General features: G+C 62.0%; 23 protein-coding genes. 6 read left to right on the plus strand and 17 right to left on the minus strand.

Going from position 1 to position 21,762, the window contains the following annotated elements:
* Positions 1-11: 11 nt before the first annotated feature.
* From AC25Z0_RS04810 to AC25Z0_RS04865, 12 genes are all read right to left on the minus strand, one after another.
* On the minus strand, positions 12-986 hold the full coding sequence (locus AC25Z0_RS04810; protein WP_488119066.1) for an urea transporter: 975 nt from the start codon (positions 984-986) through the stop codon (positions 12-14).
* Between the two features lies 1 nt (position 987).
* Positions 988-2,082: a HoxN/HupN/NixA family nickel/cobalt transporter gene (locus tag AC25Z0_RS04815; protein WP_488119067.1), complete on the minus strand. Its 1,095-nt coding sequence runs from the start codon at positions 2,080-2,082 to the stop codon at positions 988-990.
* A gap of 6 nt (positions 2,083-2,088) precedes the next feature.
* A complete protein-coding gene (locus AC25Z0_RS04820; RefSeq protein ID WP_488119068.1) occupies positions 2,089-3,096 on the minus strand; it encodes an urease accessory protein UreD in 1,008 nt (335 codons plus the stop codon).
* Positions 3,093-3,728 (minus strand): urease accessory protein UreG, encoded by a 636-nt coding sequence (ureG, locus tag AC25Z0_RS04825; protein WP_488119069.1) that lies wholly within the window; start codon positions 3,726-3,728, stop codon positions 3,093-3,095. The genes AC25Z0_RS04820 and ureG overlap by 4 nt, the downstream gene beginning before the upstream one ends.
* 55 nt (positions 3,729-3,783) lie before the next feature.
* Positions 3,784-4,479: an urease accessory protein UreF gene (locus AC25Z0_RS04830; protein WP_488119070.1), complete on the minus strand. Its 696-nt coding sequence runs from the start codon at positions 4,477-4,479 to the stop codon at positions 3,784-3,786.
* Positions 4,480-4,485: 6 nt separating this feature from the next.
* Positions 4,486-6,210 carry an urease subunit alpha gene (ureC, locus tag AC25Z0_RS04835; protein ID WP_488119071.1) on the minus strand — a complete coding sequence of 575 codons (1,725 nt, stop codon included), beginning with the start codon at positions 6,208-6,210 and terminating at the stop codon, positions 4,486-4,488.
* Positions 6,210-6,620, minus strand: coding sequence for an urease subunit beta (locus AC25Z0_RS04840; RefSeq protein ID WP_488132485.1), 411 nt, complete (start codon positions 6,618-6,620; stop codon positions 6,210-6,212). Before AC25Z0_RS04840 ends, ureC begins: the two co-directional genes overlap by 1 nt.
* Before the next feature lie 17 nt (positions 6,621-6,637).
* Complete coding sequence (locus tag AC25Z0_RS04845; protein ID WP_488119073.1) at positions 6,638-7,540, minus strand: sirohydrochlorin chelatase family protein; 903 nt, start codon at positions 7,538-7,540, stop codon at positions 6,638-6,640.
* Positions 7,541-7,543: 3 nt separating this feature from the next.
* Positions 7,544-7,849 (minus strand): urease subunit gamma, encoded by a 306-nt coding sequence (locus AC25Z0_RS04850; protein ID WP_488119074.1) that lies wholly within the window; start codon positions 7,847-7,849, stop codon positions 7,544-7,546.
* A 155-nt stretch (positions 7,850-8,004) separates the two neighbouring features.
* Entirely contained in the window at positions 8,005-8,565 is a 561-nt protein-coding gene (locus AC25Z0_RS04855) for a dihydrofolate reductase family protein (protein ID WP_488119075.1), read from the minus strand.
* A gap of 67 nt (positions 8,566-8,632) precedes the next feature.
* Positions 8,633-9,238 carry a GNAT family N-acetyltransferase gene (locus tag AC25Z0_RS04860; protein ID WP_488132486.1) on the minus strand — a complete coding sequence of 202 codons (606 nt, stop codon included), beginning with the start codon at positions 9,236-9,238 and terminating at the stop codon, positions 8,633-8,635.
* A gap of 85 nt (positions 9,239-9,323) precedes the next feature.
* On the minus strand, positions 9,324-9,497 hold the full coding sequence (locus tag AC25Z0_RS04865; protein WP_488119077.1) for a hypothetical protein: 174 nt from the start codon (positions 9,495-9,497) through the stop codon (positions 9,324-9,326).
* A gap of 85 nt (positions 9,498-9,582) precedes the next feature.
* On the opposite strand from AC25Z0_RS04865, the gene AC25Z0_RS04870 reads away from it, so the two are divergent.
* The gene (locus AC25Z0_RS04870) at positions 9,583-10,080 is read left to right on the plus strand and encodes a VOC family protein (RefSeq protein ID WP_488119078.1); all 498 of its coding nucleotides are present in this window, start codon (positions 9,583-9,585) and stop codon (positions 10,078-10,080) included.
* Between the two features lie 32 nt (positions 10,081-10,112).
* On the opposite strand, the gene AC25Z0_RS04875 is transcribed toward AC25Z0_RS04870, so the two are convergent.
* The gene (locus AC25Z0_RS04875; protein WP_488119079.1) at positions 10,113-10,847 is read right to left on the minus strand and encodes an NADPH-dependent F420 reductase; all 735 of its coding nucleotides are present in this window, start codon (positions 10,845-10,847) and stop codon (positions 10,113-10,115) included.
* Between the two features lie 140 nt (positions 10,848-10,987).
* Here AC25Z0_RS04875 and AC25Z0_RS04880 point away from each other — a divergent pair, with 140 nt between their 5' ends.
* Entirely contained in the window at positions 10,988-11,350 is a 363-nt protein-coding gene (locus tag AC25Z0_RS04880) for an ArsR/SmtB family transcription factor (RefSeq protein ID WP_488119080.1), read from the plus strand.
* A 398-nt stretch (positions 11,351-11,748) separates the two neighbouring features.
* On the opposite strand, the gene AC25Z0_RS04885 is transcribed toward AC25Z0_RS04880, so the two are convergent.
* Together AC25Z0_RS04885 and AC25Z0_RS04890 are read right to left on the minus strand one after the other, a co-directional pair.
* Positions 11,749-14,109: an ATP-binding cassette domain-containing protein gene (locus tag AC25Z0_RS04885; RefSeq protein ID WP_488132487.1), complete on the minus strand. Its 2,361-nt coding sequence runs from the start codon at positions 14,107-14,109 to the stop codon at positions 11,749-11,751.
* A 41-nt stretch (positions 14,110-14,150) separates the two neighbouring features.
* Positions 14,151-14,915 (minus strand): SDR family oxidoreductase, encoded by a 765-nt coding sequence (locus AC25Z0_RS04890; protein ID WP_488119082.1) that lies wholly within the window; start codon positions 14,913-14,915, stop codon positions 14,151-14,153.
* 115 nt (positions 14,916-15,030) lie between these two features.
* Between AC25Z0_RS04890 and AC25Z0_RS04895 the strand changes: the two genes are divergently transcribed.
* From AC25Z0_RS04895 to AC25Z0_RS04910, 4 genes are all read left to right on the plus strand, one after another.
* Positions 15,031-15,501 carry an NfeD family protein gene (locus AC25Z0_RS04895; RefSeq protein WP_488119083.1) on the plus strand — a complete coding sequence of 157 codons (471 nt, stop codon included), beginning with the start codon at positions 15,031-15,033 and terminating at the stop codon, positions 15,499-15,501.
* Complete coding sequence (locus AC25Z0_RS04900) at positions 15,501-16,436, plus strand: SPFH domain-containing protein (protein WP_488119084.1); 936 nt, start codon at positions 15,501-15,503, stop codon at positions 16,434-16,436. Before AC25Z0_RS04895 ends, AC25Z0_RS04900 begins: the two co-directional genes overlap by 1 nt.
* Positions 16,437-16,486: 50 nt before the next feature.
* Complete coding sequence (locus tag AC25Z0_RS04905; protein ID WP_488119085.1) at positions 16,487-17,254, plus strand: glycerophosphodiester phosphodiesterase family protein; 768 nt, start codon at positions 16,487-16,489, stop codon at positions 17,252-17,254.
* 87 nt (positions 17,255-17,341) lie between these two features.
* Entirely contained in the window at positions 17,342-17,707 is a 366-nt protein-coding gene (locus tag AC25Z0_RS04910; RefSeq protein ID WP_488119086.1) for an RNA polymerase-binding protein RbpA, read from the plus strand.
* A gap of 36 nt (positions 17,708-17,743) precedes the next feature.
* Here AC25Z0_RS04910 and lnt read toward each other — a convergent pair whose 3' ends face one another.
* Positions 17,744-19,297 carry an apolipoprotein N-acyltransferase gene (gene lnt, locus AC25Z0_RS04915; protein WP_488119087.1) on the minus strand — a complete coding sequence of 518 codons (1,554 nt, stop codon included), beginning with the start codon at positions 19,295-19,297 and terminating at the stop codon, positions 17,744-17,746.
* A 9-nt stretch (positions 19,298-19,306) separates the two neighbouring features.
* Positions 19,307-21,757: a DEAD/DEAH box helicase gene (locus AC25Z0_RS04920; protein WP_488119088.1), complete on the minus strand. Its 2,451-nt coding sequence runs from the start codon at positions 21,755-21,757 to the stop codon at positions 19,307-19,309.
* Between the last annotated feature and the right edge of the window lie 5 nt (positions 21,758-21,762).

Below are 21,762 nucleotides of genomic sequence, written 5' to 3' on the forward strand. Positions count from 1 at the left end.
GCGAGCGCCTACTACGTGGCCGTGGCCATGGCCTCTGCGCCGTGACCGCCGTGTTCCCGCCGAATGAGCCGGGGGATGACAAACGTCAGGATCAGCAGGACCCACGTCGTGAGGATGTACGGCCAGGTGTAGATAGGGCCGGGGAGGAAGCCCATCCAGAATTGGACGAGTGCGGTGAGCACGGCGCCGATGACCGCCATCACCCAGGGCTCCCACACGCCCTTCAGGAACACGGCCGCCATGGCGATGGCCGTCAACACGGCGGAGTAGCCAGCAAGGCCGTTGGAGATCTTGGCCGGATCATCGCCAAGGGCCAGAGCGCAGAGGCTGCCGATCAGGCTCCCGAGGATCGCGGCAACACCGACTTTCCAGTTCGCGATGAACAGCCCGATCAGAATGAATGCACCGCCGATGGCACTGTCGACGAGGACGACCTGCGAGATATTGGTCAGCAGGGACTGCAGGAAGCCGATTCCGCCTGAGTCAGGCGCCGTCAGCGGCGCGGACGTGACATGGGCGGGAATCGTGAGGCCGTAGACGATGCCAGCGGTGATGCAGAACGGGGCAGTGGTGTACGGCAGGTTGATCGGCTTCAGCGGTCCATGCGTGAAGAGCCACAGCACGCCCAGAGTGATCGGTGCGCAGATGATTCCGCCGACGATCGCCATCAGGTATGGCAGCCACTGGTCGCCTCCCATAGCCGCGAAGGCTGCGGCGCCGACGAGCGTTCCACAGAAGCCGTGCATGCCGGCGACGATATCTTTCCTCGGCACTTTGAACAGGGCGGCGGTGACTGTCGACGCGATGGCGCCGAGAAGAGCCAGAATTGCCATCCGCCAGTCTGCAACGACGAAGGCCGCGAGGATGAGCAACCCCGTCCACACGTTTGCCTGAAAGTAGATTTGCGAGACGCCGTGGCCGAGGGATTCGCCCCATTGCGCAGCAGATCCCGATGCGTGCTGCTCAGTTCCATTTGCGGTAGTCATGTCAATCAGAGCCCTTCACTGGTTTGGCAGGAGCGTCCACCACCGGGTGACTGGCGCTCCAACGCTGTTCGACCTTGCCGAGTTTCCAGTAGGCCATCGAGAGCAGCCAGGCGCCGATGAGCGTGCCAACGACGACGTAGCCGATGTATTCCAGGTCGAAAGTGGCGATCCACGATGTGATCGGATCTGTCAGACCGAGCTTCTCATTGAGCAGTCCGAGCAGCTCTATTCCGCCGATCACGATCGCGATGACCACAGAGATTCCGGTTATGGTCAGGCTGTAGTAGACCTTGCGAATCGGGTTGATGGTCGCCCACCCGTACGCCTTCACCATCACTGCCGAATCCAGGGTGTCGAACAGGCTCATACCCGCCGCAAAAATGAGTGGCAGGCAGAGCACGGCGTACCAGGGCAAGCCTGTCGCGGCGCCCGTTCCGGCAAGGACCAGCAACGCGATCTCGCTCGCAGTGTCGAAGCCGAGACCGAAAAGGAACCCCACAAAATACATCTTCCCTGGGCGATCGACGGACTTCACGAGCGGTCGCAGGATCTTGTTGATGAAGCCCCGGCCTTCGAGGTGGTGGTCGAGATCCTCCTGCTTGAGGGCGCCCCCTCGTGAAGCGCGCCACACGCGCAGTATGCCGAAGAACGCAAAGGCGTTAATGACACCGATCAGTATCAGGAACACCCCTGAGATCATGGTGCCGAAGACGCTTAGCCAGTCTCGGGCCTGGTTCCCATCGGAGGCCAGGCCAGCCGCCCAGCTGATGCCGCCGGCGAGCAGCACTGCCATGATGAACACCACGGTGGAGTGGCCCAACGAGAAGAAGAGTCCGACGCCGGCCGCCGGCTTATTCATGTCGACAAGCTTGCGGGTGGTGTTGTCAATCGCTGCAATGTGGTCGGCGTCGAAGGCGTGCCTCACGCCCAAGAGATAAGCCGTGATCGCGATGCCGATCCCGAACACCGCAGAGCCGAGCTGCAGATGCTGGGGCTGCACGAACGCGAAGAAGATGCCGAATCCGACGACGTGAATAAGCGCCACAGGGACGAAGACCCTGACGAGCTGCAGGACGTACGACGGTTGAGTCTTCATACCTCATCACGTCTTTCTGATCGCCGGAGCTGCGAGCCCCGTCAGGCGCTCATGAATGAAGCTCCACAGCGCGGTAGTCCTCCTGGCCATGGCGATGGTGTCGTTTCCGAGTGCTCGTACCCAGACGCCGACGTCGCCAGGCAGGACACTGACACCGAAAAGGGGATCGTCCTGCGCTGTCGCGTCTGTCGATCCGGTGAGGAGCTCATGCAGGTTGTCGGCCAACTCCTGTGCGGGTACCAGCGGAGTAAACACGTAGAGCATCGACAGCACATCGCGCCCATCGAGCATGGCGAGCCCTTCGACTCCGCTGTCGTCAGGCACCAGCCGCACCTTGTCCAACGCGACGAGTGATCCGTCTGGTCTGAACACCTCGAAATCAGACGCAAACACGTCGTAGTGGTGCCGTTCGTCCCTGGCCAGTCGCCCGGCATACACTGTCTCGCTGACGACCAAGGTGGCCGTCGGATCGAGTTCAACCCTGGTGTGCTGGTAGTACCTGGAGCTGGCGAAGGGGATGACCGGGTCTGGCATGTATTCCACATAGGCACCGGCTCCGACCACCAGATTCATGATGGCCGTGGCGTAGTTGCGCTCCATCTTGTACACCCTGGTGTGGGCCTGAGTCGTGACGTGTGCGGAGCTGCCAGGCCCAAAGGTCAGGTCAGTCCGGAGACGATCGCCCTGCAGGACGCCGCCACCGGTGGACATGAGGAAGGTGTACGGCATGTCTGGGCGCAGTTCGTCGTAGTACAGCGGTCGCATGATCTGCAGTGGCGATTTCTGATAGTGGTGCGCGAGCTCTGTGCGATGCTCGCCCCTCGCGAACTCGAGCTGCATGATTCCGACTTTGCCGGGGCTACCCACGTCGAGGTCGCCCATTGCCTCGTCGTAGCGCAGGACCTCGTCCGGCACGCGAGCCGGTTCGAAATGTGCGCGCTGGAGGCGATAGCCGCCGGCAAATTCCGGCGGCTCACTACCAACGTCGTTGATCACTTCATGCTCGATCGTCATGCCAGCTGTTCCTCGCGCGTCTTGCTCCACTGGGCCAGGATCTGGTCATGCAACTCTTGCACCCCATGCCCAGTCAGCGCGTTCGTGAGGATGACCGGCTTGCCGTCACGGACGCGATGCGCGTCACTTTCCATCACGTCGAGGTCGCAACGCACGTATTGGGCGATATCGATCTTGTTGATGACGAGGATGTCGGATTCCGTGATGCCTGGACCGCGCTTCCGCGGCATCTTCTCGCCCTCAGCGGTATCGAGGACGAAAACGAAAACGTCAGCGAGCGCGGGGGAGAAGGTCAGGGTGAGATTGTCGCCGCCCGACTCGTAGATGAGCGTGTCGATGTCGGGGAACCGTTCAAGCATCTCGGCGCCGGCGGCCAGATTCATGGTGGGGTCGTCTCGAACTGCAGTATGCGGACATGCCCCCGTCTCCACGCCGACAACCCGCTCCGGATCGAGAACTCCGGCGAGTTCGCGGCGAACGTGGTGCGCATCCTCCTGGGTGTAGATGTCATTGGTAATGACGCCTGGCGTGTGCCCGGATGCGATGAAAAGGGGAACTAAGGCCTCGGCGAGCGCGGTCTTTCCAGAACCGACAGGTCCGCCGATGCCAATACGCAGTACGTGTTCACTCATGGTGTATTTCTTTCTTTCCTGTAGGGATGTGGATTCAACGAACCAGCGGACGCACTCAACTGGCAAACAGTCGAGCTTCTGCGCGCTCGTGCCTGGCCGACATGATGTCGGCCATAGGCACGCAGCCACCCAAGTCTTCGATGTGCCGGTTGATAGCGGCGACAGTTGCCCGCTCAATGGCGGGCGCAACAGCGTTCAATATCACTTGTGCGTCCTGGTGGTCCGTGAGCCGAAGCCGAAGCGCGGCGCCGACGAAGCTCACCGAAAAGGCGAAGAGGTCAGAGGCGACGGCTTGTTCGGTGTCGACGCCAGCGCCCGCATAGGCAACGGCCGTTGCGACCGCCTGGCAACCGGGTGTTGATCGATCCGTGACCATGCGGCTGTACTCTTCCAACTCCGCCCCGCCGAAAGCCGCTCTGGCGACCTCCGTGAACTGGCGACCACTTCGTACAGAGGCTTTGCGCATCTCCGCATTCAGCTTCGATGCAAAGAGGCGCTGATCGACCTCTCTCACGACGTCCCAGGCGCCTATCCGGGCGGCGCGATGAGCTGCAGCGAGCGCAGTCCCGTCACCCGGACCAACCGAGTGGATGAGTATCTCGGCAAGCAGGGCCTCGACGCCACCACGCGCGATCAACCTCGCTTGGCTGAATCCTTCCAGGCCATGGGAGAGCGTGTAGAAACCACTCGGAAATGCCGAGTCCGACAGCTGCAGGCTGACCAGCAGCCGCCGGACATCAGAGGAAGGCATGATCGACTATGCCAAGAAGAACAACTGGGTCAACGGAAGTGTCTTCGCTGGCTTGATCGTCGCCGGCTTGCCGTCATACGTCACCTTGAACGTCTCAGGGTCGACTTCGATGACCGGCAGGGCGTTGTTTCTGACCATGCTCTCCTTACCGATGTTGCGGGTCCGCTTCACGGGAAGCACCTTGCTTTCCAGCCCCAGCTTCTCCGGGATGCCATTCTCAATGCCTGCCTTCGACATGAAGGTGACTCGGGTGGTCTGCTGCGCCCGGCCCATGCCTCCGAACATCGGCCGGTAATACACCGGCTGCGGAGTCGGCAGCGAGGCGTTCGGGTCTCCCATGAGCGCCCAGTTGATCAAGCCACCCTTCACGATGAGCTTCGGCTTTGCAGCGAAGGACTCCGTTGGCCACAGCACGATGTCTGCGATCTTTCCGGGCTCGATCGAACCGACGTAGTCCGAAATGCCCTGGGTGATGGCGGGGTTGATCGTGATCTTGGCCAGGTAGCGCAGCACGCGGAAGTTATCGTTGCCTTCGGCATCCTCCGGCAGCTTTCCGCGCTGGTCCTTGTTGTGGTGGGCCACCTGGAAGGTGCGGGTGAATGATTCACCCACGCGCCCCATGGCCTGCGAGTCAGACGAGATCATCGAGATGACGCCTTCGTCGTGCAGCACCGTCTCTGCCGAGATCGTCTCCGCACGTACCCGGGAGTCCGCAAATGAGACGTCCTCTGGGATGTCGTGCGAGAGGTGGTGGCAGACCATGACCATGTCAAGCAGCTCGTCAACCGAGTTCACGGTGTACGGCAGCGTTGGGTTGGTCGATGACGGCAACACATTGGAGTGGCCGGCAACCTTCAGGATGTCTGGGGCGTGTCCACCACCAGCACCCTCTGTGTGGAAGGTGTGGATGGTGCGTCCGTTGATCGCGTCCAGCGTGTTCTCGACGAACCCGGACTCGTTGAGGCTGTCCGTGTGCACCGAAATCTGGACGTCGTACAGTTCAGCGACGTCCAGCGCATTGCTGATCGCGGCCGGCGTTGCGCCGTAGTCCTCGTGCACCTTGAGGCCAGCAGCTCCGGCTTCGAGCTGTTCGATCAATGCGCCGGGGAGCGAGCCGTTTCCCTTCCCAAGGAACCCGAGGTTGACGGGCATCTCTTCGGCAGCTTCAAGCATGCGGTGGATATTCCAGGCGCCAGGCGTCGTCGTCACGCCATTTGTGCCATCTGTCGGCCCGGTACCACCGCCAAAGAGCGTGGTGATCCCATTGGACAGCGACGCTTGCGCCTGCTGCGGCGAGATGTAGTGCACGTGGGAGTCGATTCCGCCCGCGGTTGCGATGAGGTGCTCGCCGGCCAGTAGCTCTGTGCCTGGACCGACGACAAGCCGAGGGTCGACGCCGCTCTGGAGCTGTGGATTGCCAGACTTTCCGACGCCAACGATCAGTCCGTCCTTGATGCCGATGTCACCTTTGATGACTCCGAGCACCGGGTCGAGAATAATCGCATTCGTGATGACAAGGTCAAGTACCCCGTTGGCGCCTGTCGCCTGTGGATCGGCACCCATCCCGTCACGGGCGGTCTTACCACCGCCATAGACGATCTCATCGCCATAGTGACCTTCGCTGTAGTCCTTCTCAATCTCGATCACGAGGTTGGTATCGGCCAGCTTGACTTTGTCGCCACGGGTCGGTCCGTACAGGTCCGAGTATTCCTTGCGTGAGATGAGAGCCATTATTTCTTCCCCTTCGTGGCGGTGGAACGCGCGGTTGGCGTGCCGTCCTCATACTTGAGTTCTCGCATGCGATCGATCGCCTGGATGCGGGTGCGTTCAGAATCGAGCCCACCGTCGACGAGGTTGTTGAAACCGACGATGTGTCGATTCCCGGCGTACGCGACGAGCGTTACTTCCTTCGTGTCTCCGGGTTCCAGCCGGACGGCTGTCCCCGCCGGAATGTCGAGGTGCATCCCGTATGCCTTCTCGCGATCGAACTTGAGGGCCTTGTTGGCTTCGAAGAAGTGGAAATGCGAACCGACCTGAACGGCACGATCACCGGTGTTGCTCACCTTGAGGGTGACATGGGCTCGACCCGCATTGAGTTCCAGTTGATCGCTGCCAAATTCGTACTTTGGGCTTCCAAGCATGATTTTTCCTCCACCTGTCAATGACTGTGCGTGAATTCGTCTGGACGTACATCGGACTGGTCCGAGTGCGTTTCGTGGTTGTGTCCTTCGCCGTGCCCGCCATGGGTGTGGGGGACTCCGGCGTGTGAGTGGGTGTGCGGGGCCTGCCCTTCTTCGAATGCGTGGGAGTGGGCAAAACCGTGATCGTGGTCAGCCAGCAGGCCATCCTCGATCCCGTTTTGACCGTGTCCGAGGTTGTGCTCGGCCTCCGTAACGCGTTCAGTGATGACGCGGATGATCGCTTGCTCACTCATCAGCGGTCCGTAGAATTCGGTGCCGGTTGTCGCCGTCGCTGAAAAGTCAACAGGTGACGTTCGCGCGAACCCAGCGGGAACAATTTCGGTCTCGCCCCGCCCTAACGCTCGAAAGCGTTGGATGCTCTGGACGACGTCCCCGTCGGATTCATAGCAGCAGACCTCGACGTCGTTTCCCGCACCGTGTGTGCGCACCAGATGGGCCAGTCGATACAGTTCGGCATCGTCGAATGGATTCGACCGAGGCGCTGCGACGATGATGCCGGCATTGGGCCGTCGCGCACTCGTCCTGGTGGCCGCAGTACGCAGCCAAGCGACGAGGTGGTCAGCGGAACCGAATGGGTCGCACAACGCGAGTCGGCCACCTTCTCGTCCTGTCGAGAGCCACTGCATCGTCTTGGCCGCATCGGCAACCATCGTCGGATTGCGCCCAAACGTCATCGGCAGCACAGCTACGACGCCGTCCGTGGCATCGAGTGCTCGTGAAACGACGTTGTTCAGAGGACGTCCAGGGGGGCTGGACAGCACGTTTGGCAGTGCGGCCTTGATGAACTCAAGGTCAGCGCCATCGTTACTCTCGTGCCCACCGACCAACACAATCCACGACGGATCCCGGCCGGGCGTCATCCGCTAAACCCCCACTGGGTCGTGGCAAGAGACGAGTTTTGTGCCGTCAACGAACGTGGCTTCGACCTGTAGCAGGGCGATGCGGGGACGCACGCCATCCATGCATTCCTTCTCCTTGACGATGCCTTTGCCGAGCTCCATACATTCGGCAACGCTCTTACCGTCTCTGGCGGCTTCGAGAATGGCCTCGCTGATCAAGGCCTGGGCTTCGGAAACGTTGAGTTTGGTACCTCTTTCGCGCCGTTTTCGTGCCAGATCCGCGACCTGGTAGATATACAGCTTGTCGATTTCCCTCGGGGTCAGATTCATCTCTGCACTCTCGCTTTCGGCGATATGGCGGGGTCGCAATGGGCGCGCCCCTGACCTAGCTAGTGACTCTCCAGTTCACAGTAGGCGGCCTTAACCGCAACGTAAACGGGTTCACTCTGTGCCCGAATGTGGGTAGTATCCCCGTTGCCCAGACGTCAGTGGATGACGAGATAGTGCAGGTGCATCGTGCCGTCATCGAAGCGGTGTTCGTCACGTAACGTGAGGTTCACGCGCGACCCATGCGGGAAGAATGGCGTGCCATCACCCACCAGTATTGGAGTCACGAACAGGTGAATCTCGTCGACGAGGTCGGCCGCGAGAGCCTCGGCAGCGATCTCAGGGCCGCCAATGGAGATGTCGCGCGATGCTGCCGCCTTCAACGCCCTGACTGCGGACGCGTCGAAGGATCGTTCGATGCGCGTGCGTGCACCTGGCGCTTCTGGAAGGGTGCGGGAATACACGATCTTGTCTGCGGAGTGCCAGATATCGCTGTATTCCAGAGCAGGGCCAGACAGGGTCAGTTCATCTGTGGCTGTTTCCCAGAACGACATCACTTCGTACATGCGGCGGCCGTATAGATAGGTTCCGATCGGGCGCTCGAGCTGGTTGACGAAAGCATGGACTTCGTCCGTCGGGGCGGCCCAGTCAAAGTTGCCCTGGGCATCCGCTATATATCCGTCGAGTGACATCAATGCCGAGCTGATCAGTGCGGCCATGACGAGGCTCCTCTCGCTCCCGCCAGTATGCGCGGGTGTTCCAGCGCCGGAAAGCTGGAAGACGGCGTTATTCGGGTCGCCAGCTTCCCATTGAGAGGGAGTGGCGCAAACCCGCTCGAACGGCGGGCCATTCGCTATCGAGTATCGAGAAGACGACGGTGTCGCGGAGGGCGCCGTCTGGACCGACAGAGTGACTACGCAGGACACCGTCCTGCTTGGCGCCGAGGGCCGCTATCGCAGTGCGCGACTGACGATTGTGCCAATGGGTTCGAAGCTCAACAGCAATGCACTGAAGCTCATCGAACGCGTAGCCCAGCTGCAGGAGTTTCGCATCCCGATTCGCCCCTGTGCCCTGGGCACTTCGCGCAAGCCACGTCGAACCGATTTCCAGGCGCTGGACATCGTTACTGGGGTTCATGAACGTCGTCATGCCGACAATCTGCCCTGTCGCCACGAGTCTGGTGGCCCAGGGGACCATGCGACCACTCGCGTGGAGGTCAAGACGTCGAGTGACTTCGTCTGCCATTGCGTCGGGGTGGGGTATCGAGGTGTACCAGGTACGCCACAGCTCACCCTCGGCCGCTGCGACGCGGAGCGCCGGAACATGTTCGGGGGAGAGCGGCTCGAGGGTCACCCGTGAGCCGGTGAGCGTTGGCACTGCCGTCAGATCCATTCCTCGACCATAGGGCACGCGTGAGTCCCGTCCTGACTTGTCGGGGGAGTGGCCTTCGGTTGCGGGCCCGCTCGGGCCCGTGCCGCTACCCGGACGGGTTGTCGACAGGTATGCCGTCTGGGCCGGTTCCTGTCTCCGGGTCTACCTGGTCTGGGCTGACGTGTTCTGGGTTGGCGTGTTCTGGGTTGGTCTTCGGGTCGTTAGCGTCGGTGTGATGCATGATGTTCACTACCTCTCCGTTCACCGCGTTGGATGGCATCGTCATCATCCTCCTCTTTATGGGTCGGTACCGGCAGACATTGACCCACGATTCACAAAGTGCGATAGCCAACTATCCATCTCGTATGTATGTTGCATACCAGCAGGCATGGCTCATCCAGGCCTGCCGCGATGGGGGAGTGATGGCAATTCAGCGGATGGACAATGTGGCCATCGTCGTCGACGACTTGGACGCGGCTGTGGCATTCTTCGCCGAACTGGGTATGGAGCTGGAAGGCAGGACGTCGGTCGAAGGCCCGTGGGTGGACGGCACGGTCGGTCTCAGCGGTGTCCGAAGCGATATCGCAATGATGCGGACTCCAGACGGCCAGAGCAGGCTGGAACTAACCAGGTACCGTGCGCCCGCCGCGTCCACCGCCGGACAGGAGAACCTGCCGCCCAACACGCTCGGCCTCCATCGAGTCATGTTCACCGTCGATGACATCGACGACACCGTTGCCCGTCTACGCGCCCACGGCGCCGAACTCCTTGGCGAGGTTGCGCAATATGAGACGTCTTATCGGCTTTGCTACCTCCGCGGACCGGCCGGCATCATCCTCGCCCTGGCCGAACAAATCGGCTAGCGCTCACCGACTGCATCCCGGCGTGTGGGGTGCTACTGGTGGGCCGAACGGTTGATCGCGACGATCTCGTCGAGCGACGGGGCGTTTTCAAGAGAGCCGAAGTGCTCCATGAGGTGGTCGCGTTGAACGGGTGCCTTGTCCTTGTCGGCCGCTGCGAGGGCTGCGGCGAGGTCGTCAAGGCCAAGCTCGGTGCAATACGCAGGCGTTCCGGGCTGCTGGCGCCACGAGTCGGCGAGCACACCCGCATCGAAGGCGTCGAAGCCTGTGTCGTCGACGAGCTGCATCACCGTGGTCCGTGCCTCGGCTGAGTCCGCGGCGACTGGAATCGCGATGCGGCCTGGAGAGCCTGCCGGCAGTCCCTTGGTCTGCTGGGTGCCGGCCAGCGCCGCGTTCCACGCCTTCACGATCGGGCGACCGAGCTTCTTCTGGCTCCAGAGGCTCTCGACCTCGCCGTCGTCGACGTCCTCGACCGGCCCCCTCATGAACGGGTAGTAGTTCGAGGTATCGACCACGATTGTCTCGGCGGGGACGGTGCCGAGCAGGTCGGCGAGGTCCGGCTGGGCCGAGAACGGAATTGCCAGGACGATAACGTCACGCCCCGCGACGGACGCGGACAGCTCCACAGCGCGTGCACCGGTGGCGAGGACCGTGTCTGCGACGACTTCGGGGCCACGGGTGTTGGCAACGAGAACGTCATGGCCGGCCTCGCTAAGGCGGCGGGCGAGGTTGCCGCCGATGGCTCCGGCGCCGATGACTGTGATCTTCATGGTTCGTTCCTTCGTTCGTTCGTTCTGGCGCAGCGGGTGCGGAAGTATGTACACTTCTTTGTGTACATGAAGCGTAACTTATGTACACCCAAACATGTACATCAATGTGTTGCGCAAACGTAGAGAACGAGGCAGGGGCCATGGCAAGTCGTCTGGCAAATCCGTTGACGATCCCCGACGAAGAGGACTTCGACCTGTTCGCGGTCATGTCCGCGTTAACTGATCCCACGAGGCGCGCGATCGTCCATTACATCGCAGCCGATCCAGGCACCGCGTGCAGCAGCTCCGACTTCGGCGTCACCAAGTCCGCCCTGACCCGGCACTGGCGGATCCTCCGGGAGTCCGGCGTGATCAGGCAGGAAGTGCAGGGCAATCGGCACCGGAATTGGCTGCGCCGGGAGGAACTCGACCGACGCTTTCCCGGGCTGCTGGAGCTCGTGCTGGAAGCGAACTCGTCCAAGCCGCCCGCGCCGGAGTCTGACGAGGATGACAGCCGGCAGTAGGGGCAGTCATTCTCCTTGTTGACATAATGTGCATTATCGGCGCACCTGATATGAGTATTGATTGGGGCGATCCAATATGAAGAACTATGCGTCGATGCCAATTCTTTGTGCTGGTCAGTTGCGGTTTCCGTCATGTTCGACGAGTGCACTGGAGAAGCTGATGCGTTTAGTGCGCCGTGAGCCTCGTGTCAGTGAGCCTCGTGTCAGTGAGCACCTCGCCAGTGCATCGCGGCATTCACGCCACCTGGTCGACGCCGGTAAATCGTGCCCAATCGCTATTCCCTGACACTTCTGCTCCGATCAGCGATTTTGTTGACATAATATCAATCTACTTGACATAACGACAAACTTGCCGGGCAATTCTGCTGGCAGATGGCGTACGCTGTCTGCCTCGTTGCTCAGGAGCCAACGTAAGCGGCAAGGTGCTCGCCTGTCAGCGTTGAACGAGCGGCGATGAGGTCGGCAGGCGTGCCCTCGAAGACAATCCGGCCGCCATCGTGACCCGCACCGGGCCCGAGGTCGATGATCCAGTCTGCGTGCGCCATGACCGCCTGGTGGTGCTCGACGACGATGACCGATTTGCCAGAGTCGACGAGTCGATCGAGCAGCCCAAGGAGATTCTTCACGTCGGCGAGGTGCAGGCCTGTCGTTGGCTCGTCCAGGACGTACACACTCCCCTTCTCCGCCATCTGTGTCGCCAGCTTCAGGCGCTGGCGTTCACCGCCGGACAGCGTCGTGAGAGGCTGACCCAGGCTGAGATAGCCCAGCCCAACGTCTGAGAGGCGCTCAAGAATCGTGTGCGCTACCGGCGTGCGCGCCTCGCCAGAGCCGAAGAATTCCGTGGCGTCTGCCACGCTCATCTCGAGGACCTCGCTGATGTCTCGGCCGCCGAGGTGGTAGTCAAGGACGGATGCCTCGAACCGCTTCCCTTCGCACACCTCACAGGTGGTGGCGACGCTGGCCATCATCCCGAGATCGGTGAAGGTGACACCCGCACCGTTGCAGTTGGGGCAGGCACCCTCCGAGTTGGCGCTGAACAGTGCCGGCTTCACGCCGTTGGCCTTGGCGAACGCCTTGCGGATCGGCTCAAGAAGTCCGGTGTATGTCGCCGGGTTACTCCGTCGGGAGCCACGGATTGCAGTCTGATCGATCGAGACCACTCCAGCGCCCGCTGGCACCGAGCCGTGCACGAGCGAACTCTTGCCTGAGCCGGCCACGCCCGTGATGACCGTCAGCACGCCGAGCGGGATGTCGACATCGACGTCCTGGAGGTTGTTGGCCGTCGCCCCACGGATCTCAAGCGTGCCCGCATGCGTTCGCACGGTGTCTTTGACCTGCGCCCTGTCGTCGAAATGGCGGCCGGTCAGGGTGTCGCTGGTGCGCAACTGCTCCACAGTGCCTTCGAAACAGACGGCACCACCACTGACACCGGCCCCAGGACCCAGGTCGACGACGTGGTCTGCGATCACAATGGTCTCCGGTTTGTGCTCTACGACCAGCACAGTGTTGCCCTTGTCACGCAACTGCAACAACAGCGCGTTCATCCGCTGAATGTCGTGAGGGTGCAGCCCGATGGTGGGCTCGTCAAAGACATAGGTGACATCGGTGAGTGACGAGCCGAGGTGGCGAATCATCTTGGTGCGCTGCGCCTCTCCCCCAGACAGCGTGCCCGCCGGACGGTCAAGCGACAGGTAGCCGAGTCCGATCTCGACGAACGAGTCGAGCGTCTTGACCAGTGCGGTGAGCAGCGGCGTCAAGGACGGTTCAGAGAGGCCCCTGACCCACACGGCCAGGTCGCTGATCTGCATGGCGCAGGTGTCGGCAATGTTCAGCCCGGCGATCCTCGACGACCGCGCTCCCTCATTGAGCCTGGTTCCGCGGCATTCCGGACAGGTGGTGTAGGCAACGGCACGGTCGACGAATGCCCTGATGTGCGGCTGCATCGACTCTTTGTCTTTGGAGAGCATTGACTTCTGGATCCTGGGGATCAGGCCCTCATAGGTCATGTTGATGCCGGCGATCTTCATTCTGACCGGTTCTTTGTACAGGAAGTCCTGAAGCTCTCTCTTCGTGTACTCGCGAATCGGCTTAGCCGGGTCAACGAAGCCCGACTCCTTGTAAAGCCGCATGTTCCAGCCGCCCGCGTTGTAGCCAGGAATGGTGAGCGCGTCGTCGTTGAGCGACTTGCTGTCGTCAAAGAGTTGTGTCAGGTCAAGATCGGTCACGCTGCCCATACCCTCACAGCGTGGACACATTCCACCCGTCACCGAGAAGCTGCGGCGTTCCTTTACCGTCTGTCCCCCGCGCTCCATGGTGATCGCACCGGCTCCGCTCACCGAGGCAACGTTGAAGGAGAACGCCTGCGGTGAACCGACATACGGCTGTCCGAGTCGACTGAAAACAATCCTGAGCAGCGCATTGACGTCGGTGGCTGTGCCAACCGTAGAGCGAACGTTGGCGCCCATCCGCTCCTGGTCGACGAGGATCGCCGTCGTCAGCCCTTCGAGCACGTCGACATCTGGTCTGGCCTGCGAGGGCATGAAGCCCTGCACGAAAGCGCTGTAGGTCTCGTTGATCAGTCGCTGCGATTCGGCGGCAATGGTGCCGAAGACGAGCGAACTCTTGCCGGAGCCGGACACACCCGTGAACACCGTCAGCTTGCGCTTCGGGATCTCGAGACTGATGTCCTTCAGATTGTTTTCGCGCGCACCCTGTACGCGAATCAGGTCATGGGTATTTGTCGAACGGACATCACTCATGGCGTCTCCATCTGTCCGGCTGCCCGATTGTGCGGAAGCGGCTAGCTCGCTGTGAAGTCTGAGGTGTCGCCCACGTAGCGCGTGTGGTCGGCTGGGACGGGTTCAACGGCTGCCAGGGCCACCTCTGCGGCGAACTCGCTGACGTTGTAGAGGCGTCCGGCGGATTCCTTGCGCTCACTCAGGGCGCCTGGGTTCGCACGCTCAAGCAGCGTCGCCGTGATGGTGCCTTCAATCATGTCGCCGGAGACGACGACGAATTCGATGCCCCTCGCCTCGAGTTCTGGGATGAGAGCGCGCAGCGCGTCCTCCCCCGCACGCTTGCTCAATGCGACCGGCAGGTATTCCGGCATCGTCGGGGTTGTGGCGATGAAGTGCGCCTGGTGGCTCGTGACGAAGACCACGCGCGAGCCCTCGCCGAGCAGCGGAAGCGCGGCCTGAAGCAGCTGCACCTGCGCGTCGCGGTTGAGCTGCATGGCGTAGTCAGCAGCCATGCCGCTTTCCATTCCGCCAGAGGCGTTCATGACCAGGATGTCGAGTCCGCCGTATGAGGCACGAATCGTGTCGAACAGTGTGGTGAGCGATTCCGGATCGGTGAGGTCAGCGCCAACGGTGATCGCCGTTCCGCCGGCCGCTGTGATGGCATCCGCCAGCTTCTGCGCCCGCGCAGCCTTGTTGCGGTAGTTGATGACTACCTGGGCGCCCGCCTCGGCGAGATAGCCGACGGTGTCGGCGCCGATACCTCGCGAGGATCCAGTGACGAGTGCTCGTCGTCCGTCGAGTGATCCTGCGGCAAGTGGGTTCGTCACGCGTGCTCCTCTAGTAATGCGTCAATCTGTGCACCTCGACATTACCAACAAGCAACGACGGAAGGCGGCGCGCACCTGCTAGCGTCGAAGTGCAGATGAGCGAGGGGAAAAGGGCATGGACGCTTTCGTAGCAGACTACGGCTGGATTGTCTGGCTGGTGCTCATCCTGATCTTCATGACCGTCGAAATGGTGACGCTTGAACTGACGTTCCTCATGATTGCCATCGGCAGCCTGGGCGGCCTGGTGGCCGGCCTTCTCGGCGCACCGTGGTGGCTGCAGCTCATTCTGGCCGCCATCCTCGCCGTCGTCTTGCTCTTCGGCATCAAGCCCCCGTTATTGCGCGCTCTGAAGCGCGGAGGCGATCCCAGTGCGACCAACATTGACGCTCTTCTCGGCATTGACGGCCGGGTCGTCTCGTCGATCGGCTCCAGTGGCGGACAGGTTCGCCTTGCCAACGGCGAGATCTGGACGGCGCGGCTCTCCCCCGGCGCACCAGCGAGGGTGATTGGGCCAGGCGAGCGCGTTTTGGTGACCGCAATTGACGGGGCGACGGCTGTCGTGCTTCCCGCTGAGAGGGAAAACTGATGGATGCAGCACAAATTGTGACCTTCATAGTCGTGACGGTCATCATTCTGATCGTCGTGGTCTTTGTGATCGTCACGCTGTTCAAGGCGATCAGAATCGTGCCACAGGCCTCCGCCGGTGTGGTGGAACGTCTGGGCCGCTACCACAAGACCTTGATGCCTGGCCTGAACATCCTGGTTCCGTTCATCGACCGGATGCGTCCCCTGATCGACATGCGTGAGCAGGTCGTGTCGTTCCCTCCCCAGCCGGTCATCACTGAGGACAACCTCGTGGTGTCAATTGACACCGTCGTCTATTTCCAGGTGACGGATGCCAGGGCCGCAACCTACGAGATCGCCAACTATCTCGGCGCTGTCGAACAGCTCACAACCACAACCCTGCGTAACGTCGTCGGTGGGCTGAACCTGGAGGAGGCGCTCACCAGTCGCGACAACATCAATGGGCAATTGCGCGTTGTGCTGGACGAGGCGACGGGGAAGTGGGGCATCCGTGTCGGGCGAGTCGAGCTCAAGGCCATCGACCCGCCCCTCTCCATCCAGGACTCGATGGAAAAGCAGATGCGCGCCGAGCGTGATCGCCGTGCCCTCATCCTGACCGCAGAAGGTACGAAGCAGTCAGCCATCCTGACCGCCGAAGGTGCGCGGCAGGCAGCGATCCTGTCGGCAGAGGGCGACGCGAAAGCTGCCGTGCTCCGAGCCCAGGGTGAAGCCGAGGCAATCAAAACGGTGTTCAGGGCTATTCACGACGGCGATGCCGATCCGAAGCTGCTCGCCTATCAGTACCTGCAGACGCTGCCGAAGCTCGCAGAGGGAACAGCGAATAAACTGTGGATCGTACCGAGTGAACTCACGGAGGCGCTGAAGGGCATCGGCCGTGCATTCGGACAGAGTGGTAACCCAAGCACGCCAGGCACGCCAGGCACGCCAGAGGCTTAGTCCACCGCGTGACAATGACCGCATTTCCCGTTTTCAGAAAGCCGTTCCCCATGGCATCACGCCAGCGACATGATTTCCTTGTCGGCTCACGACCTCGCGTATTCGCGCACAGGGGCTTTGCCGTTGACGCCCCTGAGAACACCCTTCTCGCTTTTCTCAAAGCGCTGAATGCCGGAGCGACGCACCTCGAGACCGATGTCCACGCGACGCTCGATGGGGTCGCAGTCATCAGCCATGATGCAGATCTCTCTCGCGTCGCCGGCCGAGACATCCAGGTTGGCCAGCTTACGATTGCTGAGCTCCGGCGTATCGACCTCGGCCAGGGACAGAGTTTTATCTCGCTCGACGAACTGCTTGAAGCCTTCCCGAACGCCCGACTCAACATCGACGTGAAATCAGATGACGCTGTCGGTCCGACCGCAGCGGCGATCCTGCGCCAGCGGGCCACCAACCGGGTACTCGTGACATCCTTTTCTGAGAACCGTCGTCGTCGCACAGCGCAACTCCTGCCAGGAGTGGCCTCATCGGCATCCAGCAGCGGTGTCATCCGCGCTGTGCTCTCCGCGAAGCTCGGGTGGCCACTGGCCACCCGGCATGCACTGCGTGGCCTGCGTGCCGTGCAAATCCCTGAGCGCGCCAAGGGCGTGCGACTCGTCACCCCACGAGTGATCGCGGCGATGCACGCCGCAGGCGTCGAGGTTCACGTGTGGACGATCAACGATCCCCGCCACATGAATAGGCTCCTGGACATGGGCGTCGACGGCCTCGTGACTGACAGAACTGACCTCGCGGTTGCCCTGATCGCCGACCGAGTCTGAGAGTAGTCTCCGAGAATCCGTATAACGGAAAGATAACGCCCAGCTTGATGGTTTAGAACTGGGAGTGCATCGAGAGGAGACCACACGATGGCAGATCGCAGTTTGCGTGGAATGAGATTGGGCGCACAAAGCCTGCAGAGTGAAGAGGGCGTCACCTTCTCGCCTCGAGCCAGCTACACCTATAAGTGTGCGACGTGCGGTCGCGACACCGTGATGGTGTTTTCTGCAGAAGCTGAGCCGCCCGACGAGTGGGAGTGCAAGTACTGCTCCCAGGTCGCGACGCGCTTGGTCGACTCAGTACCGGTGGTTGTCGACCACTCGGATGAGAAGATCGCCAGGAGCCACTGGGACATGCTGCTTGAGCGACGCACACGTGCCGAACTCGAGGAGATTCTCGAAGAGCGACTGACGTACCTGCGCCAACGCCGCGGACAGCAGAAGATCGGCGCATAGCCGACCGATTCTCTGGCAGCACAGCTGCCCACACACCTAAGCGCCGAACGAGTTTCGGCGCTTTTGTGTTCCCGCCGCACGCGCGGTGAATGCGCACAGCGCGAAGCCGGCAATGCCGATTCCCGATACCAGCCATTCGATGCCGCGACCGAGCGACATCGCCGGCGTGACGGTCTGGCTGAGCGGCACCGTCTGAACCATCGCCCCCGCTTCCCATGTCGGCAGCTGGTCGAGTGTCGATCCGTCTGGCGTGATGATGGCGCTGGAGCCCACGGTCGAGATATTCACGACTGTACGTCCGGCTTCAATGGCACGGAGTCGGGCGATCGCCAGTTGCTGCACGCTCTCGTCGGTGTGACCGAAGTCAGCATTGTTGGTCTGGGCGAGAATGATCTCGGCCTTGTTGTCGATCATGGAGTGGACCAGCTCGTCATCCGCTATATCGAAGCAGATCGCGATCCCTGCCCGGATCCCGTTGATGTCAAAGACGTTGCTGCGCGTGCCGATCCCGTAGTCGCGACTGATCAGGTCGATCAGCTCCGGCGCAAATGGGCGCCAGAACGCGCGGTCAGGCATGTACTCAGCGAAGGGAACCGGATGCACTTTGTCGTACCAGTTCACCGCGCCCTCCCCCGCCTTCCACAACAGCGACGTGTTGTAGTAGACATCGTCACGCAGCGTAATGGTGCCGGCGACGATGGGAACGTCGAGCTCGGTGCTGAGATAGTCGAGCACCTGGGCAGCGGTGGCCGAACGGGTCGGGTCGATGTCGCTCGCGTTCTCCGGCCACACCACGAAGTCCAGGTCTTCCCCCACCAGGGGCAGCGTCGCTGAGGTGTGGTCGTTCAGGATCTGCCCCGGCGTGTACTTCGCAAACAGCCCGGCGTCTGATGCTCCCTGCACGGCGGCAAGCCTGGTCGTGCCACTCTGCACCGTCGGCCATGCAGGGAAGACCAGCAGGAGGGCGACGGATGCGATCGCGATCGCTGCGCGTGCAGACACAGAGACGTCACCTGAGCGGATGAGCTGGAGCACCAACGCACACAGCCAGACCATCACGAAGCTGAGGCCGGACATACCGACCCAGGCCACCAGCGAGTTGAAGGGACTCTCCGACTGAGAGATGGCGACTCTGCCCCAGGCAAACCCGCCATAGGGCCAGACGGCCGAGATTGCCTCGCGCGCGGTCCAGAGGCCGGCCACCACGATCGGCACCATCCCGATGCGGCCAAGTGGTGCGGGCCAGATACGCGGTCCGTGCTTGAGCACGACGGCGATGAGGCTCATGCCGACAGCGAAGAAGATGCTCTCGAGGCCGGCCAGCGCAAACCACGGCACGGGGCCGAGATAGAGGGTGATCCAGTGGATGTGGGTGAGCCAGAATGACAGGCCGGCGACAGCACCAACCAGCAGCCCTGTCCACGCACCTCTACCCAGCAGGGCGACCAGCATGAGGAACACGCCAACCGGTGCCAGAATCCACCAGTTACGATCCGGGAACCCGGCGTCGAGGATGACACCGGCGCCCGCGGCCAACAGAATGGATGCCCATAGCGGCATATTCAGCAGCCGTCGGTCTGGTTGATTCACCTCGATAGCCTAAGCGACAGAACTGTAGGCCACGATGCCACGCCTGATGGCGTCCATCGCGGAACGTGCCGTGCGCGCCACCTGCCCGTCAGCGACGACGGACAACTGGTCGAGCAGATCGATTGTCTGCTTCGTCCAGCGCACGAAGTCACCAGCGGCCATGTCAGCTTCGTAGAGCACATCGCCGAGCGATGCACCCTTCGCCCACTTCCACATGGCCAGACTCAGTCCGACGGACAGCGGGTTGCTGCCGGGCAGTTTATTGTCGCGCTCCAGGTCGTCGAGTCGACTCCAGAGATCCTGGGTGGCGTCGAGAGCCGGCCTGAACGAGCCCTTCGGAAGCCATCGTTCGTCGATCATGCCTTCATCACGGCGTGGTTCGAAGACGAGGGCGCAGGCCATCGCAGCCAGGCTCGGCGCGTCGAGGGTGTTCCACAGGCCCCGGCGGAGTGACTCAGCGATGAGCAAGTCGCGCTCACCATAGATGCGGCGGAGAATCTGGCCGCTCTCACTGAGTTCGAGCGCGCCGTGCTCATTCGGTACCAGGTAGCCGAAACCGAGCAGCACGTCGGTGACGCGGTCGAACACGCGGGCCACAGCGTTGGTGCGGGCATTGATCTGGCTGTTCAGGGCATCCGTCTGACGCTTCAGCTTCCACCAGCGCTCAGCCCACCTCGCGTGCTGCTCCTTCTCTGGGCAGCTGTTGCACGGGTGTGAGCGCATGCGCTTCCTGAGGCTGTTCAGCTCGCGCTGGCGCTTCTCCCGCTGTCCGCGGGAGCCGGTGTCCCCCGCGCTACCCGCGCGTTCCAGATCGGTCAGCGCGCGGCGAATCGCGGAGTACTCGGCAAAATCGCCGAGATGACAGGTCATCGATGCGGCATAGCCGGCGAGGGACTCCTGTTGCGCACGAACTTTCCTGGCCAGGTCAACGACGGCCCTGTCGGCCTGGAACTGGGCGAACGAGGACTCCAGGATCTCTCGGGTGCGCGCTCGACCGAACTGGTCGATGAGATTCACGGCCATGTTGTACGTCGGTTTGAAACTGGAATTGAGCGGATACGTGCGACGAGAGGCAAGAGATGCGACGGCCTGGGGATCGAGACCCTGCTGCCACTGGATGACGGAGTGACCCTCGACGTCGATGCCACGGCGGCCGGCGCGGCCCGTGATCTGGGTGTACTCCCCCGGCGTGATGGGAACGCGTGCTTCGCCGTTGAACTTCTCAAGCTTCTCCAGCACTACCGTGCGGGCCGGCATGTTGATACCGAGCGCAAGGGTCTCCGTCGCAAAGACGGCCTTGACGAGCTTCTTCTGGAAGAGCTCCTCAACGACCTCTTTGAAGGCGGGAAGCAGGCCGGCGTGGTGTGCGGCGACGCCGCGCTCCAGTCCGTCGAGCCATTCCCAGTACCCAAGCACCGCAAGATCTTCGTCAAGCAGCGTGCGGCAGCGCTCATCGACGATCTGCCGGATCTCTTCCCGCTCTTCGGCATCCGTCAACCGGACGCCGGCGCGGAGAACCTGTTTGACGGCCTGGTCACAGCCCACCCGGCTGAAGATGAAGAAGATCGCGGGCAGGAGATGCTTGCCGGCGAGCAGCTCGACGATCTCTGCGCGCGGCATCTTGCCGGCATCCGCTTGCATGCGCTGGTGGTAGCTACCGCGGTCATTGCCGCGTCGGCTGGCCGTCGACCTGCTGCCGATGGAGCGGCCTCCTGATGAGGCGAGGCGCACCAACTCTGGGTTGACGCGGTGCGTCGCTGCCAGGCCAGACGAATCGAACAGGTCGAGCATCTTGTTCTTGACCAGGACGTGCTGCTCGAGGGGAACGGGGCGTTCCTCTGAGACGATCACGTCGGTTTCGCCGCGTACAACCTGAAGCCAGTCGCCAAACTCTTCCGCGTTCGACACTGTTGCGCTGAGCGAGACGAGCCTGACGGTTTGGGGCAGGTGGATGATCACTTCTTCCCACACAGCGCCCCTGAAGCGGTCGGCGAGGTAGTGCACTTCGTCCATGATGACGAACGCGAGGTTGGTGAGCAGGCTGGAATCGGCGTACAGCATGTTGCGCAGCACTTCGGTTGTCATCACCACGATGCGGGCGCCGGAGTTCACATTCGTGTCCCCAGTGAGCAGCCCGACGTTCTCTGCACCGTACTCGGCAACGAACTCCTGGTACTTCTGATTGCTGAGCGCCTTCATGGGCGCGGTGTAGAAGACCTTGGCTGAGCGCTGGCGCATGGCCAGGAAGACGGCGAACTCCGCAACGATCGTCTTGCCAGCCCCGGTGGGCGCAGCGACCAACACGCTGTTGTCCTGCTCAAGCGATTCGCACGCAGCGCGCTGGAAGGGATCGAGATCGAAGCGCAGGCCGGCGCGGAACGCCTCGACCTGGGAGAAGGTCGCGCGGGAGCGCGCAGCAGCGTACCGCTCGGCGGGAGACAGGGATTCGGTGTCGGTCATGTTGT

This window comes from Leifsonia sp. Y862, assembly GCF_057669585.1.

Excerpts from the sequence above, each read along its gene's own strand:
- AC25Z0_RS04810 (WP_488119066.1), bottom strand. The coding sequence starts at position 986 with ATGACTACCGCAAATGGAACTGAGCAGCACGCATCGGGATCTGCTGCG.
- AC25Z0_RS04815 (WP_488119067.1), bottom strand. The coding sequence starts at position 2,082 with ATGAAGACTCAACCGTCGTACGTCCTGCAGCTCGTCAGGGTCTTCGTC.
- AC25Z0_RS04820 (WP_488119068.1), bottom strand. The coding sequence starts at position 3,096 with ATGACGATCGAGCATGAAGTGATCAACGACGTTGGTAGTGAGCCGCCG.
- ureG (WP_488119069.1), bottom strand. The coding sequence starts at position 3,728 with ATGAGTGAACACGTACTGCGTATTGGCATCGGCGGACCTGTCGGTTCT.
- AC25Z0_RS04830 (WP_488119070.1), bottom strand. The coding sequence starts at position 4,479 with ATGCCTTCCTCTGATGTCCGGCGGCTGCTGGTCAGCCTGCAGCTGTCG.
- ureC (WP_488119071.1), bottom strand. The coding sequence starts at position 6,210 with ATGGCTCTCATCTCACGCAAGGAATACTCGGACCTGTACGGACCGACC.
- AC25Z0_RS04840 (WP_488132485.1), bottom strand. The coding sequence starts at position 6,620 with ATGCTTGGAAGCCCAAAGTACGAATTTGGCAGCGATCAACTGGAACTC.
- AC25Z0_RS04845 (WP_488119073.1), bottom strand. The coding sequence starts at position 7,540 with ATGACGCCCGGCCGGGATCCGTCGTGGATTGTGTTGGTCGGTGGGCAC.
- AC25Z0_RS04850 (WP_488119074.1), bottom strand. The coding sequence starts at position 7,849 with ATGAATCTGACCCCGAGGGAAATCGACAAGCTGTATATCTACCAGGTC.
- AC25Z0_RS04855 (WP_488119075.1), bottom strand. The coding sequence starts at position 8,565 with ATGGCCGCACTGATCAGCTCGGCATTGATGTCACTCGACGGATATATA.
- AC25Z0_RS04860 (WP_488132486.1), bottom strand. The coding sequence starts at position 9,238 with ATGGATCTGACGGCAGTGCCAACGCTCACCGGCTCACGGGTGACCCTC.
- AC25Z0_RS04865 (WP_488119077.1), bottom strand. The coding sequence starts at position 9,497 with ATGCCATCCAACGCGGTGAACGGAGAGGTAGTGAACATCATGCATCAC.
- AC25Z0_RS04870 (WP_488119078.1), top strand. The coding sequence starts at position 9,583 with ATGTATGTTGCATACCAGCAGGCATGGCTCATCCAGGCCTGCCGCGAT.
- AC25Z0_RS04875 (WP_488119079.1), bottom strand. The coding sequence starts at position 10,847 with ATGAAGATCACAGTCATCGGCGCCGGAGCCATCGGCGGCAACCTCGCC.
- AC25Z0_RS04880 (WP_488119080.1), top strand. The coding sequence starts at position 10,988 with ATGGCAAGTCGTCTGGCAAATCCGTTGACGATCCCCGACGAAGAGGAC.
- AC25Z0_RS04885 (WP_488132487.1), bottom strand. The coding sequence starts at position 14,109 with ATGAGTGATGTCCGTTCGACAAATACCCATGACCTGATTCGCGTACAG.
- AC25Z0_RS04895 (WP_488119083.1), top strand. The coding sequence starts at position 15,031 with ATGGACGCTTTCGTAGCAGACTACGGCTGGATTGTCTGGCTGGTGCTC.
- AC25Z0_RS04900 (WP_488119084.1), top strand. The coding sequence starts at position 15,501 with ATGGATGCAGCACAAATTGTGACCTTCATAGTCGTGACGGTCATCATT.
- AC25Z0_RS04905 (WP_488119085.1), top strand. The coding sequence starts at position 16,487 with ATGGCATCACGCCAGCGACATGATTTCCTTGTCGGCTCACGACCTCGC.
- AC25Z0_RS04910 (WP_488119086.1), top strand. The coding sequence starts at position 17,342 with ATGGCAGATCGCAGTTTGCGTGGAATGAGATTGGGCGCACAAAGCCTG.
- AC25Z0_RS04920 (WP_488119088.1), bottom strand. The coding sequence starts at position 21,757 with ATGACCGACACCGAATCCCTGTCTCCCGCCGAGCGGTACGCTGCTGCG.